Consider the following 12539-nt stretch of genomic DNA (forward strand, 5'->3'; position numbering starts at 1 on the left):
GCGGCGATCACCCGGTGAGCCACCCGGTGGCCTTCGCGCGGACCGGGGCGGGGAGGTCGTGGCCGCCCGGGAACTCCTCGTAGGTGACGTCGTAGCCGATCCGGCGCAGGTGCGGCACGAAGCGGCGGCTGCACACGTCGATGGGCAGGACCCGGTCGTCCACCCCGTGCGAGACGAAGATCCGTGGCCGGCCGCGGATGACCGGCGGCGCGGCGAAGCCGGGGGAGAACGCCAGCACCGCGTCGACCAGGTCGCCGTTGGCCAGGCCCAGCGAGAGCGCGTACGACGCGCCGTCGGAGAACCCGCCGAGCGTCACCCCGCCCACCGGGTAGCCGTCGAACGCGCTGGCCAGCAACGCGTCGATGTGCCCGACGTCCACCCCGAGGCCACCGGCGATCAGGTCCCAACTGGTGGCCGACGACTGCGGTGCGATCAGCAGCAGCCGGTGCGTGTCCGCGACCGGCAGCAGCAGGTCCAGCCCGTGCCGGGCGGAACCACCCGCCCCGTGCAGCAGCACCACCAGCCGGTACGCCGCACCGTCGGCGGCCGGCTCCGGCACGTACGCCATCGCGGGACGGCCGCCGTCGCCACCGGGCAGCGGCACCAGGCCGGTGGGCCCGGTCAGCACCGGCGGATGCGGGCGGGTGGTCAGCCGGCCGTCCCGGGAACCCTGCGCGGGCGCCCGGCTCGGCGGCGCGGGGTCGGACACGGGCCACCAGCTCCTCGTGGTCGACGAGAGGTGCGAGGCGGTTACCCGGCCGGCGGCCCGTTAACCGGCGGGCGCGCTCAGGCGCTGTCGCGGGCCACCAGGTCGGACGGGAAGAGCGTCACCGGCGCTCCCGGGCGACCGGCCAGCACGGCGGTGGCCGCCGCGGCGGCGATCCGGCCCACCGGGTGACTCGCGGTGGTGAGCGCCGGAGCGGTCATGCCGGCCAGCGGGATGTCGTCGAAGCCGGCCACCGCGACATCGCCGGGCACCCGCACGCCGTCCTCGCGCAGCGCCGCGATCACCCCGAGGGCCGCCTCGTCGCTGATCGCGTAGATCGCGTCGAGGTCCGGCCAGCGGCGCAGCGCCTCGCCGGCCGCCTCGCGGCCCCGCGCCGCCGTGAAGTCTCCCGGCACCACCCGCTCCGGCAGGCCGGCCTGGCGCATCAGGTCGCGGTACGCCCCGACCGGCCGCTGCGCGCACGGCAGCCAGCGCGGACCGGTCACCAGGGCGATCCGGCGGCGACCCGTCGCGTACAGGTGACGCAGCACCGCGTCGGTGCCGGCGGCGTTGTCGACGTCGAACGACGGCACCGTGGCCGAGCCGATGCCGATCGAGGCGACCCGGCCGTGCAGTGCCCGGGGGACCGCCGCCAGCAGGTCCTCGGTGGTGTTGACCAGCACGACGCCGCAGACGCTGCGGTCGGCGGCGAGCTGGTCGAGCCCGTGCGGCTCGTCCAGCGGCAACCAGTGCAACGCCACCCCGACGCCGGCCGGCGCGCACACCCGGGCGGCCGAGCCGACCACCCGGTGGACGTACGGGTCGTCCAGCACGGCGGCGCTGGACGACAGGGCGGCCACCACCAACCGCACCCCACCACCGCGGACCAGCGCCCGGGCGGCCGGGTTCGGCACGTAACCGAGCTGGCCGGCGGCCGTCGCCACCCGAGCCCGGGCGTCCGGCGAGGCGAACCCCGTGCCGGCGATCACCCGTGAGGCGGTGGACCGGGACACTCCGGCGGCCCGGGCGACGTCCTCCAGAGTTGCCGGGCGCTGCGCCGCTGCCGTCATCGTTCCTCCCCGACGGCGTACGCCCGCCGCGGGCGTACGCCTGCCAGGAATCATCCCCCGACCTGCGCGCTCCCGGTAAGGGGCACCAGCCCGCTTGTGGTGGTAGCGCTCTCAGGTGTGCGATCGTGCCAGGAGATCACCCCTAGGAAGAGGAAACCCCCTTGAGTGCCCCCACCAGTCCCGCCGTCGCCCCGGACACCACCGTGTCGGCGCGGGCAGTCCGGCTCGCCCGCAACGGCGTCGCCCTCACCTTCACCCTGAACGGCCTCGCCGTCGGTAGCTGGTTCTCCCGGGTGCCGGCCGTCCGGGAGGCGCTGGACCTGTCCGCCGGCCGCCTCGGGCTGCTGTTGCTGGCGCTGAGCGTCGGCGCGTTGCTCGCCATGCCGACGTCCGGGCTGCTCGCCCAGCGTCTCGGCTCGGCCCGCACGGTGACCCTCGCCACCGTGCTGGTGGCGGTGGGCCTGGTCGTGGCCGGGTTGGGCGCGACGGTCGCCGGGTCGGCCGTCGTCGTCGCGCTGGGGATGGTCGCCTTCGGCTACGGCTCCGGGGCCTGTGACGTGGCGATGAACGTCGAGGGCGCGGCGGTGGAGCGTCGGTTGGGGCGTACCGTCATGCCCCGGTTCCACGCGGCCTGGAGTCTCGGGTCGGTGGCCGGCGCGGGCGTCGGCGCCGGGGCGGCCCGCCTGGACGTGCCGGTCGGCGCGCACCTCGCTGTGGTGGCCGTGGTGGTCCTGGTCGGCACCTTCCTCGCGTCCCGGGCGTACCTGCCGCAGCCGGTCGGGGACGCGGCCGACGGGCCGACGGACACCAGCCCGGCCGCCCGTCGGCGGGCTCAGCTCGCCGCCTGGCGCGAGCCCCGCACCCTGCTGATCGGGCTGTTCGTGCTGGTGGCGGCCTTCGCCGAGGGCAGCGCCAACGACTGGCTGGCGGTCGCGTTCGTGGACGGCCGGGACCTGAGCGAGGCGGCCGGGGCGGCGGTCTTCGGCGTGTTCGTCGTCGGCATGACGCTCGGCCGGACCGCCGGCACGGTCGCGTTGGACCGTTGGGGGCGGGTGCCGGTGCTCAGCGGCACCATCCTGCTCGCCGCCGCCGGCGCGACGCTGGCCGTGCTGGCCGGCTCGGGACCGGTGGCCATCGTCGGCGTCGCGCTGTGGGGGATCGGCGCGTCACTCGGCTTCCCCGTCGGCATGAGCGCGGCGGCCGACGAGGAGGCGCACGCGGCGGTACGGGTCAGCGTCGTCGCGGTGATCGGCTACACGGCGTTCCTGGGTGGCCCGCCGTTGCTGGGGCTGCTCGGCGACCACGTCGGTGTCCTGCGGGCGCTGCTGGTGGTGCCGCTGCTGCTCCTGCCGACGCTGGCCCTGGTGCCGGCGCTGCGCCCGCCGCGCGCCGCCGAGCAGGCTCCGGCAGCACAGAAAAACTAACCCGGATCGGGGCGTACCGGTATCGGGCGCGCGGCCGAGTGCGCCGCGCGCCCGAGCTGGCTACGGTCGCCCGATGCCAACCGACGAGATCACCGCCGCCGCGGCGGGCAGCTGGACCCTGGGCGACCGCCCGGTGCGCCGGATGGGCTTCGGCTCGATGCGGATCACCGCGAACCCCGACCCTGGACCCGCGGTGGCGCTGCTGCGCCGCGCGGTGGAGCTGGGCGTCAACCACATCGACACCGCCGCGTTCTATGTCTCGCCCGGCGGCACCCTGCGGGTGGGCACCGGTCCCGCCCGGTTTGCCACCGAGCTGATCCGGGCAGCTCTCGCCCCGTACCCCGAGGATCTGGTGATCGCCACCAAGGTCGGCTTCGGCTACGACCCGGTGGCGGGGTTCGGCGAGGCGGTCACTCCCGCGCAGCTCCGCGCGCAGGTCGAGGAGAACCTGCGTCGCCTCGGCCGCGAGCAGCTCGACGTGGTGAACCTGCGGCTCGGCCGGGGGGCGGGTCCGGCGCCGCTGGCCGAACGGTTCGGCGCCCTGGCCGAGCTGCGCGCCGCCGGCCTGATCCGGCACCTCGGGCTGTCCAACGCGCGGCCCGAGCAACTGGACGAGGTGGCCGGCATCGCGCCCGTGGTCTGTGTGCAGAACAACTACGGGGTGGACGCCTACCGGGAGCAGGACGCCTTCGTCCGGGCCTGCGGTGAGCGGGGGATCGCCTACGTGCCGTTCTTCGCGCTGGCCGGAACGGGCCGGGAGAAGGGCGCGACCGCCGCGCCGGGCGCGGCCGTCGAGGCGGTCGCCCGCGAGCACGGCGTCACGCCCCAGCAGGTACGCCTGGCCTGGACCCTGCACCAGGGCCCCCACGTCCTGGCCATCCCCGGCACCGGCGACCCGGCACACCTCGAGGAGAACATCGCCGCCGCCGCCCTCCGCCTGACCCCGGATGACCTGACCCGCCTGGGCTGACCGACCTCGTTCCCGGTGATCATGAAGTTATTGCCGTCGATGCCGGCGTGTCGCGCCGATAACTTCATGATCGCCGGAGCCAGACGCGGAGCGGGCCCGCCGGGACGAAGCCGGCCCGCAGGGGCGGGGGGAGGTCCGGCGCGGACTCGTAGCCGACCAGGGGCACGCCGGGCCGGGTGGCGACGACCGCCCGCCAGATCTCGTCCAGGTCGGCAGTGTGCGCGAACACGTTGGAGACGCCGCACGGATCGTCGCCGCTGAGCACCGCACCACCGACGACCGTGCCCTCCGGGTCGTGGCGGGCCAGCACCGCGACGCGTGGATCGGTCAGCAGCGCTGGTCGGAACAGGCTCCCGCCGCCGTGCGCGCTCGCCCAGGCCGCCAGCTCGTACGCGGTGGTGACGCGGGTGAGCGGCGGGCCGGGCGGCGGATCGGCCGGTGGGCGGTGGATCCACTGCGCGTCGAAGAGCACCCGGAACCCGTACGGCGTCAGGTCGAGGTCGGCGAAGCTGTCCTTCACCGACGCGCCCGCCCCGGCGTCGATCCGCGCCAGCAGCGCTGCCGGGTCGACGTCGGGGCGCAGGGTGACCGCGTCCGGATACCACTGTGGGGAGCGGCGGGGCACCGACCACGCGTCGGCGTCGATCCGGCCGGTGAGTCCGTGGCTGGCGCACATGGCGGCGCACCAGCGCGCGTTGTCGCGGGCCGCCGCCTTCCGCACATCGTCCGGCACGTCCGGCAGCCTAATCGGTGAGGATGACGAGTTGCCGGGTCGCGCGGGTCATCGCCACGTACCTGTCGACGGCCCCCTGGACGCCCGCGCCGAACAGGTGCGGGTTGACGAGGACGACCAGGTCGAATTCGAGCCCCTTGGCCAGCTCCGGGGTCGACGACCGGACCCGGTCCGTGGGCGTGAACGTCGGGTCGCCGATGACGCAGGCGATCCCCTCGGCGTGCTCGGCGAGCCAACCGTCCACGATGGCGTCCCGGTCGGCCACCGACGCGTGGATGACGGGGACCCCGTTGCCGCGGATCGAGGTCGGCACGTTCGCGTCCGGGAGTACGGCCCGGATGACCGGTTCGGCCTGCGCCATGACCTCCCGGGGCGTCCGGTAGTTGATGGTCAGCGAGGTCAGGGTCACCCCGTCGAGGCCGACGCGGGCGAGGCGTTCCGCCCACGACCCGGCGAACCCGTGCCGGGCCTGGGCCCGGTCTCCGACGATGGTGCAGCTGCGCGACGGGCACCGCGACAGCAGCATCTGCCACTGCGCGTCGGTCAGCTCCTGCGCCTCGTCCACCACGATGTGCGCGAACGGACCGGCCAGCAGATCCGCGGCGACGCCGGGCAGGACGGCCTCGTCGACAAGCGCGTCCTGCAGGTCCAGTTGACGCAGGCTCGACAGTACGCCCTCGCCGTCGTCGTAGGTGTGCGCCTCGATCAGCTCGTCGACGACCGTCGCCATGCGCGCGCGCTCGGCCGCGAGGGTGGCCGCGCGACGGCGGGTACGACCGGATGCCTCCGCGTCGCCGAGCCGCTGCCGTGCGGCGTCCAGCAGCGGCAGGTCGGACACCGTCCACGCGCGGGCGTCGGCGCGCTGGAGCCGGCGGACGTCGTCGGGGCCGAGCCAGGGGGCGCACCGGCGCAGATAGGCGGGCACCGACCACAGGTCCGCCACGATGTCGGCCGCGTCGAGCAGCGGCCAGGCCCGGTTGACCGTGGTACGGAGTTCCGGGTCGCGCCGCAGCGCCGCGCGTACCAGGTCCTCGGGCTCGTCGCCGTCGTACCTGCCGAGCAGGATGCTCAGCAGTTCGTCCCAGATCTCGTCGCGGGCCTCGTTGTGCGGGGTTCCCGGTCCGGGTGCCTCGAACGCCTGGGCCCAGTCGTCGGCGCTCAGCCGCAGGTCGGTGTCGCCGGCCGGTACGGTCAGCGCCGTCGTCGGCGGTTCCTCGTAGAAGCGCACGGCCGCGTCGACCGCCCGTACCAGCTCGGCCGAGGACTTGAGGCGGTCCACCTCCGGGTCGGTCTCGACGGTCGCCGTGGCGCCCTCGGGTACCAGGTCCCGCAGGGTGCAGGTCTGCACGTCCTCCTCGCCGAGGCTGGGCAGGACATCGGCGACGTACGCCAGGTAGGGCTGGTGCGGCCCGACGAACAGCACGCCGCCGCGCCCCTGCCGCAGGCGCGGGTCGGAGTAGAGCAGGTACGCGGTGCGGTGCAGGGCGACGACGGTCTTGCCGGTGCCGGGACCACCGTCGACGACGAGCGCGCCGCGTGATCCGGCCCGGATGATGGCGTCCTGGTCGGCCTGGATGGTGCCGAGCACGTCACGCATCCGGGCCGACCGGTTGCCGCCGAGGCTGGCGATGAACGCCGACTGGTCGTCCAGCGCGGCGTGCCCCTCGAACCCGTCGGGGGTGAACACCTCGTCCCAGTAGTCGCTGATCCGGCCGAGGGTCCAGCGGTACCGGCGTCGGCTGGCGAGGCCCATCGGGTCGGCGTGGGTCGCCCCGAAGAACGGCGCGGCGGCCGGTGAGCGCCAGTCGAGCAGCAGCCGCCGGCCGTCACCGTCGCTGAGGCCGAACCGTCCGATGTAGACGGGCTCGGGGTCGTCCGCGGGCACGATGCGGCCGAGGCACAGGTCCAGACCGAACCGCCGCAGCGCCCGTAGGCGGGCGGTCAGCCGCCGGACCTCCTCGTCCCGGACGACCGCCTGCCGACCCTTGCCGGCGGGTGCCCGGCGCTCGGCGTCGAGGCGGTCGGACAGGTCGACGATCGACTGCTGAAGGCTCGCCGCGATCGCGGCGAAGTGCTGCTCGTCCCGGGCGATGAGCGCCGGGTCGGCCTTGGCGGCCAGGTTCTCGGGAAGGTCGAACACGCTGGCCGCCGCCGACGACACGTTCATATTCAGGGCTCCCGTTTCCGCAGGTCATGGCCGTGGACGGGCCATTCTGCGGCACGGCGGGGGCCTTGCCGCAAGTCCCCCCATGCGGTATATGTTGGATATGGCGGAAGGTCCTGTTCCCCGTCGTCAGGGCTTCCGTTCGGCGTAGACAAGATCCATCGTGTCGGTGCGCCCGGCCCAGCTCAGGTCGAGACGCCAGCAGCCTGCTCGGGGCATGTCGATGATCGACGGCCCTGGCCCTCCGGCGACCTCGTGGGTCACTCTCGTGTCGGTGCCGTCCAGCGTGGCGGTGATCTTCAGCGTGGTCGACGCGTCCGCGGCCGGCGAGGTCGTGGCGGTCCGGGCCACCCAGAGGATCTTGTTGCTCGACCCGTCCGGCCGGACCTGCGCCAGCGGATGGCCGAACAGCACCGCCACGATCTCGCCTCCTGCGCCGAAGACGTGCGGCATGCGGGTGTCCCCGTGGAACCCCTCGTCCGCCCAGTCGGGCAGCGACCCCGTCTCGACGCGCCCCGCGCAGCCGGTCGGTGTGGTGGAATCCCGGTCCGCCGCAGGAGCGGCCGGCCCCGCGACCGTGCAACCCGCCAGCAGCAGGACCGTCCCCAGCAGAAGCCTGCCCCAGGTGACCATGGCGTTACCTCTCGACGACGTGTGCCCCACACCAGGAAGACACCACCTCGGTCGAACGGGTTCCTCTCCGCGACGTCGCCGGACCGCACGCCGGCCGTGTCCCGAACTGTTCCGCCCACCGGTTGGACAGCGACCGACCGGGGTTGCGCACGAATTCCGCGACCCGGACCATGAAAAGAATGGTTGGCGGGGGGCCTGACGGAGCCCGCGACGCGGCGGAGTTCGTGGGTCTGCTCCGTCGGTTGAAGGAAGACTCGGGCTGCACCTACCGGCAGTTGGAGCAGCGAGCGGCCCGGCGCGGAGTGGTGCTGGCCCGCAGCACCATCGCCGACACCCTGCGCCGCGACGCACTGCCCCGACCGGACACGTTGATCGCCTTCGTCCGTGCCTGCGCGCCGGGCCAGGACGTCCATCCCTGGCTGGCGGCCCGCAACCGGCTGGCCATGGCGTCCGCCGCGACCGCCGACCTGGACAGCGGCAGTGTGCGGGCGCCGGTGCCGCGACAGTTGCCCGCCCCGCCCGCGCTGTTCACCGGCCGAACCGACGAGTTGCGCTTCCTCGACGCCACCATCGGCCAACCGCACCCGTCGAGCCGGACGGTCCTGATCTCCGCCGTCGGCGGTGCGGGCGGGATCGGCAAGACGTCGCTGGTGTTGCAGTGGGCCCACACCAACGCCGACCAGTTCCCGGACGGGCAGCTGTACGCCGACCTTCGCGGGTTCGGGCCGGACCCCACACCGGTGCCGGCCACCGTGACGCTGCGGGGCTTCCTCCAGGCCCTGGGCGTGCCGCCCGGCTCCGTACCGGACCCGGTGGACGCACAGGCGGCGTTGTTCCGCAGTCTGGTCGCGAAACGCCGCATGCTCGTCCTGCTCGACAACGTCCGCGACACCGATCACGTCATCCCGCTGTTGCCCGGCAGCCCGACCTGCACGGTCCTCATCACCAGCCGGCACCAGCTCCGCGGCCTGGCCGTCACCCACGGCGCGAGGACACTCACCCTGGACAAGCTGTCCGAGACCGAGGCGCGGGACCTGCTCGGCGCCCACCTCGGCCCAGGCCGGGCGGACCAGCACCGCCAGGCCCTCGACGCGCTGGTGCGGCACTGCGGCGGCCTGCCGTTGGCGCTGGCGATCGTGGCGTCCCGGGCCGCCAGCTATCCCGACCACCCGCTCGACGGTGTGGTCCGTGACCTGCACGACAGCAGCGTCCGCCTCGACGCCCTGACCACCGGAGAGCTGCGGGCCGACCTCCGCGCGGTCTTCTCCTGGTCGTACCGGGCACTGAGCCCGCCGGCCGGCGCGTTGTTCGACCTTCTCGGTCTGGTTCCGGCGGTCGACATCAGCCTGCCCGCCCTGGCGAGCCTGGCCGCCACCTCCACCCAGCGGGCACAGGAGTTGGCGCGGGAGTTGGAGGACACGGCGCTGCTCCGGCAGCACGCGCCCGGCCGCTTCCGGATGCACGACCTGGTCCACCTCTACAGCGCACAGCGGGGCCGGGCCCGACCCGGTGGCGAGGACCAGGAGGCGGTACGCCGGCTGGTCGACTTCTACCTGCACACCGCCTGCGCCGCCGACCGGCTCCTCGATCCGCGCCGCCATCCACTCGTCCTCGGCCCACCGTCGCCCGGCTGCACGCCGGTGGCGCTGACGGACGCGAGTGCGGCCATGTCCTGGTTCGACGCCGAACACGAACGCGTGCGCGAGAGTCAGCGCCTGGCCATGGAACGGCAGTGGTTTGCACAGGTGTGGCAACTGGCCCGGACGTTGGTGACCTTCCACGCCCGCCGTCGGCAGGTCACCGACCAGCTCGCGGTGTGGCGCATGGGCCTCGCCGCCACCGAGCAGAGCGACAACATCTCGGCGAGCGCCATGGCACACCGCTATCTGGGCCAGGCCCACAGCCAGAACGGCCAGCACGACGAGGGCGTACGTCACCTGCGCCTGGCCGTCGACCGTGCCCGCGAGGCCGGCGACGCCGCCGAGCTGGCCCGGGGCCACTACGCGTTGAGCGTCAGCGCGGACCGCGTCGGTGACCCCCGTCAGGCGCTGGTGCACGCCCATGAGGCGTTGGTCGAGTTCCAGGATCTCGGCGACATGGTCGAGGTGGCGCGGGTCCTCAACGCGATCGGCTGGGAGTGCGCCCAGTTGGCGCGCTACGAGGAGGCGCAGGACAGCTGCACCCGGGCCCTGACCCTGTTCCGGGAGCACGGGCACCCCGACGGCGAGGCGGACACCCTGCACAGCCTCGGCCTGATCGCCGGCAACACCGGCCAGCAGCACTCGGCGTTGGCCTACTACCGGCAGGCGCTCGCGGTCTACCACGACGTCGGCAACACCCGGGGCGAGGCGGACTGCCTGGAAAGCCTGGGGGAACTGCACGAGAGCCTCGGGCAGCACGGCGACGCGCGCGACGCCTGGCAGCGCCTGGTCGTCCTGCTGCGCGTGCAGGGCCGCGAGACGGAAGCCGTCCAGGTCGAGCACCGGATGGGCCTGCCGCCGCGTTGAGATCCCGGAAGGGCCACGGTGGTCAGGGAAGCGACCGGGCGATCTCGAGCGCCTCGGCCATGTCGCGGGCACCCTCCAGCCGGTAGGTCACGCCGGCCTGCTCCCAGATCAGGGTCGACGCGGCGAGTCGGGCGGTCTCCCGGCGGATCTGGCCCGACCGGTCGACGTAGGACAGCACGTGCGGACCGTCCACCCAGACGGCTAAGTCGCCCTCGACCTGCGTCCACTCCACTCCCGGCCGGCTGGTCCTCTTGTGGAAGGCCAGGTCGAGGCGACCGTCGAACGCGTCGAGGCGGACGCCGCCACCCTGGTAGAGCAGCGTCGCGACCCGGTAGGCGCCGGCGCCGTCCGGGTCGGCGACCGACACCCGCTCCGGTGGGCCGAGCGCGGCGGGCACCCGGACCGGGAAACGTACCGCCCGGCGCGCCTCGTCGAGCCCCACCGTCCGCAGCGACGGCAGGGGTGACGGCTCGTCCTGCGGCGACGACGGCGTGGACGACGTGACGATGCCGACGCCGGCGAAGCGCAGCACCTCGCCGACCGCGTCGGCGACGGCGGCACGCGTTGGCGGCAGCGCCGCGACCAGCAGGGCCGCCAGCGCCGCCGCGGCCAGGGAGCGCCACCGTCGCCATCTGGGTACGCGTCCGACGAGCCGATCGTGTACCCGTGCGGTGACGTCCGGCGCGGCGGGCGTCTCCAACCACCCGCCCAACTCCCGCAGCTCCGCCTCGAGGTCATCCATGGTGCACCGCCTCGTCGGTGAGCAGGGCCCGCAGCTTCGCCAGTGCCCGTGAGGTACGCGACTTGACCGTGCCCCGGGGCCAGCCCAGCATGACGCCCGTCTCCTGCTCGCCGAGATCGAGGAAGAACCGACAGACGATCACCTCGCGGTCGCGTACCGGCAGTTGCCGCAGGGCCGCCACCAACGCGGCCCGACGCTCGCCGGCCAGGACCGCGCCGACGGCATCGTCCTCGGCGATCTCGGGTGGGGGGTTCGCCGCCGCGCGCAGGACCAGGCCGTCGCGGCGCGTGCGGGAGCGGTGCAGGTTCCGGGTCTCGTTGGCGACGATCGCGAGCAACCAGGAGCGGAAGGACGACTCGCCCCGGTAGCGGGACAGCTTGCGGTAGCCCTTCACGAACGCCTCCTGGACGACGTCCTCGGAGTCCGATCCCGCGCCGAGCAGCACCGCCGTCCGGTACGCGGACGCGGTGTGCCGGGCCACCAGGAGGTCGTACGCCTCCAGGTCGCCGGCTCGGGCGCGGGTGACGAGCACGTCGTCGTCCAGGGGAACCTCCGGTCGGACTCGCACTGATGACACCACCCGCCCGCGTCGGGTTCCGCCCCGCGGGAGTCAGATTTCTCCCACCCGGCGTGCAGCGGATTGCCAGGAATCGGTGCTGAACTGGGAGTGGCGTCGAGGAGAGGGGCAGGGCATGGGCTGGTTCAACCGGCGGTCTCGCAGCGGCGAGGGGACCCCGACGAAGCTGGACCGAGAGGCCACCCGGGACGACCTCGCCGCGCTGGAGGCGTTCGTCGCCAGTCGGCGGGGTGTGGAGTTCTACCTGGAACCGGAGACGACCGCCACCGACACCACGGTGGTCGCGATCGCCCACGACGGGGAGTGGATCCGGCGCCGTACCGGCACGCCCCGCGCGGCGGGCGACATCGCCCGTAAGCACGCGGTGCCGCTGTACGAGGCGGCCCGCACCGGCTACCCGGAGCGGATGCGGGTGTGGAATCGGGCACACCCGGAGCGCCACGCCCGCTGAGATCCGCCCCGCACGGTCCACCGCACCACCCTTGCTCCCGGCGGAGCCGCCGAGCGCCGACGGTGCCCGGCCTGCGCGGTTGCTCCGTGCCGGCGATCGCGCAGCCCAGGGCGTGTGTGGCCTCCTTTGCTCTGCTTACCTATAGGCAACGGTTAGACGCCGTCACTGTCGCTCATAGGTAAGCAGAGCAAAGGACGCCGAGCAGGGATCCGGGGCGTCGCGGCGTGCCGCTACGCGGTCGCGTCGCCCGCCCAGGTGTCGGTGGGTCACGCCCGTGCGGCGGGCCGGGGCGGCGTTGACCGGCAGCGCAAGGGTGTGGCAGCATTCGCGGCCTGACGGCAGTGAAGGAAGTCGGTGCGAATCCGACGCGGTCCCGCCACTGTCACCGGGGAGTGATCCCCCCTCGTGAGTCACGGCCGTGTGTCTGCGGTTGGAAGGCCGGGGGAGAGCATCGATCCGGAAGCCAGGATACTTCGGCCGTCGGGACGTACCCCAGGGCGTGGACACCCGAGGAGGACCCGATGACGCATGGCGTCTCCATCATCGACGGCCGCTGCCGTCT

The 12539-nt window shown here is 73.9% G+C and carries 11 protein-coding genes and 1 riboswitch; of the genes, 4 read left to right on the forward strand and 7 right to left on the reverse strand.

What is annotated here, in order from left to right:
* Positions 1–7: 7 nt before the first annotated feature.
* The gene (locus AC3EN4_RS10910; RefSeq protein ID WP_435205808.1) at positions 8–709 is read right to left on the reverse strand and encodes an alpha/beta hydrolase; all 702 of its coding nucleotides are present in this window, start codon (positions 707–709) and stop codon (positions 8–10) included.
* 77 nt (positions 710–786) lie between these two features.
* Positions 787–1776: a LacI family DNA-binding transcriptional regulator gene (locus AC3EN4_RS10915; protein WP_435205809.1), complete on the reverse strand. Its 990-nt coding sequence runs from the start codon at positions 1774–1776 to the stop codon at positions 787–789.
* A 161-nt stretch (positions 1777–1937) separates the two neighbouring features.
* On the opposite strand from AC3EN4_RS10915, the gene AC3EN4_RS10920 reads away from it, so the two are divergent.
* Both AC3EN4_RS10920 and AC3EN4_RS10925 read left to right on the forward strand, forming a co-directional pair.
* Positions 1938–3200 (forward strand): MFS transporter, encoded by a 1263-nt coding sequence (locus AC3EN4_RS10920; RefSeq protein WP_435205811.1) that lies wholly within the window; start codon positions 1938–1940, stop codon positions 3198–3200.
* 73 nt (positions 3201–3273) lie between these two features.
* The gene (locus tag AC3EN4_RS10925; RefSeq protein ID WP_435205812.1) at positions 3274–4170 is read left to right on the forward strand and encodes an aldo/keto reductase; all 897 of its coding nucleotides are present in this window, start codon (positions 3274–3276) and stop codon (positions 4168–4170) included.
* Positions 4171–4234: 64 nt separating this feature from the next.
* On the opposite strand, the gene AC3EN4_RS10930 is transcribed toward AC3EN4_RS10925, so the two are convergent.
* The 3 genes from AC3EN4_RS10930 to AC3EN4_RS10940 form a co-directional block, all read right to left on the reverse strand.
* Positions 4235–4903: a hypothetical protein gene (locus tag AC3EN4_RS10930; RefSeq protein ID WP_435205813.1), complete on the reverse strand. Its 669-nt coding sequence runs from the start codon at positions 4901–4903 to the stop codon at positions 4235–4237.
* Between the two features lie 10 nt (positions 4904–4913).
* The gene (helR, locus tag AC3EN4_RS10935; protein WP_435205814.1) at positions 4914–7070 is read right to left on the reverse strand and encodes an RNA polymerase recycling motor ATPase HelR; all 2157 of its coding nucleotides are present in this window, start codon (positions 7068–7070) and stop codon (positions 4914–4916) included.
* A gap of 126 nt (positions 7071–7196) precedes the next feature.
* On the reverse strand, positions 7197–7700 hold the full coding sequence (locus tag AC3EN4_RS10940; RefSeq protein WP_435205815.1) for a hypothetical protein: 504 nt from the start codon (positions 7698–7700) through the stop codon (positions 7197–7199).
* Positions 7701–7942: 242 nt separating this feature from the next.
* Here AC3EN4_RS10940 and AC3EN4_RS10945 point away from each other — a divergent pair, with 242 nt between their 5' ends.
* Positions 7943–10207: an ATP-binding protein gene (locus AC3EN4_RS10945; protein WP_435205816.1), complete on the forward strand. Its 2265-nt coding sequence runs from the start codon at positions 7943–7945 to the stop codon at positions 10205–10207.
* Between the two features lie 22 nt (positions 10208–10229).
* On the opposite strand, the gene AC3EN4_RS10950 is transcribed toward AC3EN4_RS10945, so the two are convergent.
* Together AC3EN4_RS10950 and AC3EN4_RS10955 are read right to left on the reverse strand one after the other, a co-directional pair.
* Entirely contained in the window at positions 10230–10949 is a 720-nt protein-coding gene (locus tag AC3EN4_RS10950) for a hypothetical protein (protein ID WP_435205817.1), read from the reverse strand.
* Complete coding sequence (locus AC3EN4_RS10955) at positions 10942–11517, reverse strand: RNA polymerase sigma factor (protein ID WP_435205818.1); 576 nt, start codon at positions 11515–11517, stop codon at positions 10942–10944. Before AC3EN4_RS10955 ends, AC3EN4_RS10950 begins: the two co-directional genes overlap by 8 nt.
* A gap of 124 nt (positions 11518–11641) precedes the next feature.
* Between AC3EN4_RS10955 and AC3EN4_RS10960 the strand changes: the two genes are divergently transcribed.
* Positions 11642–11977 (forward strand): hypothetical protein, encoded by a 336-nt coding sequence (locus AC3EN4_RS10960; RefSeq protein WP_435205820.1) that lies wholly within the window; start codon positions 11642–11644, stop codon positions 11975–11977.
* A 319-nt stretch (positions 11978–12296) separates the two neighbouring features.
* A riboswitch (cobalamin riboswitch) is annotated at positions 12297–12473 on the forward strand.
* The last annotated feature ends 66 nt before the right edge of the window (positions 12474–12539 follow it).

The sequence above is a fragment of the Micromonospora sp. bgisy143 genome (genome assembly GCF_057708145.1).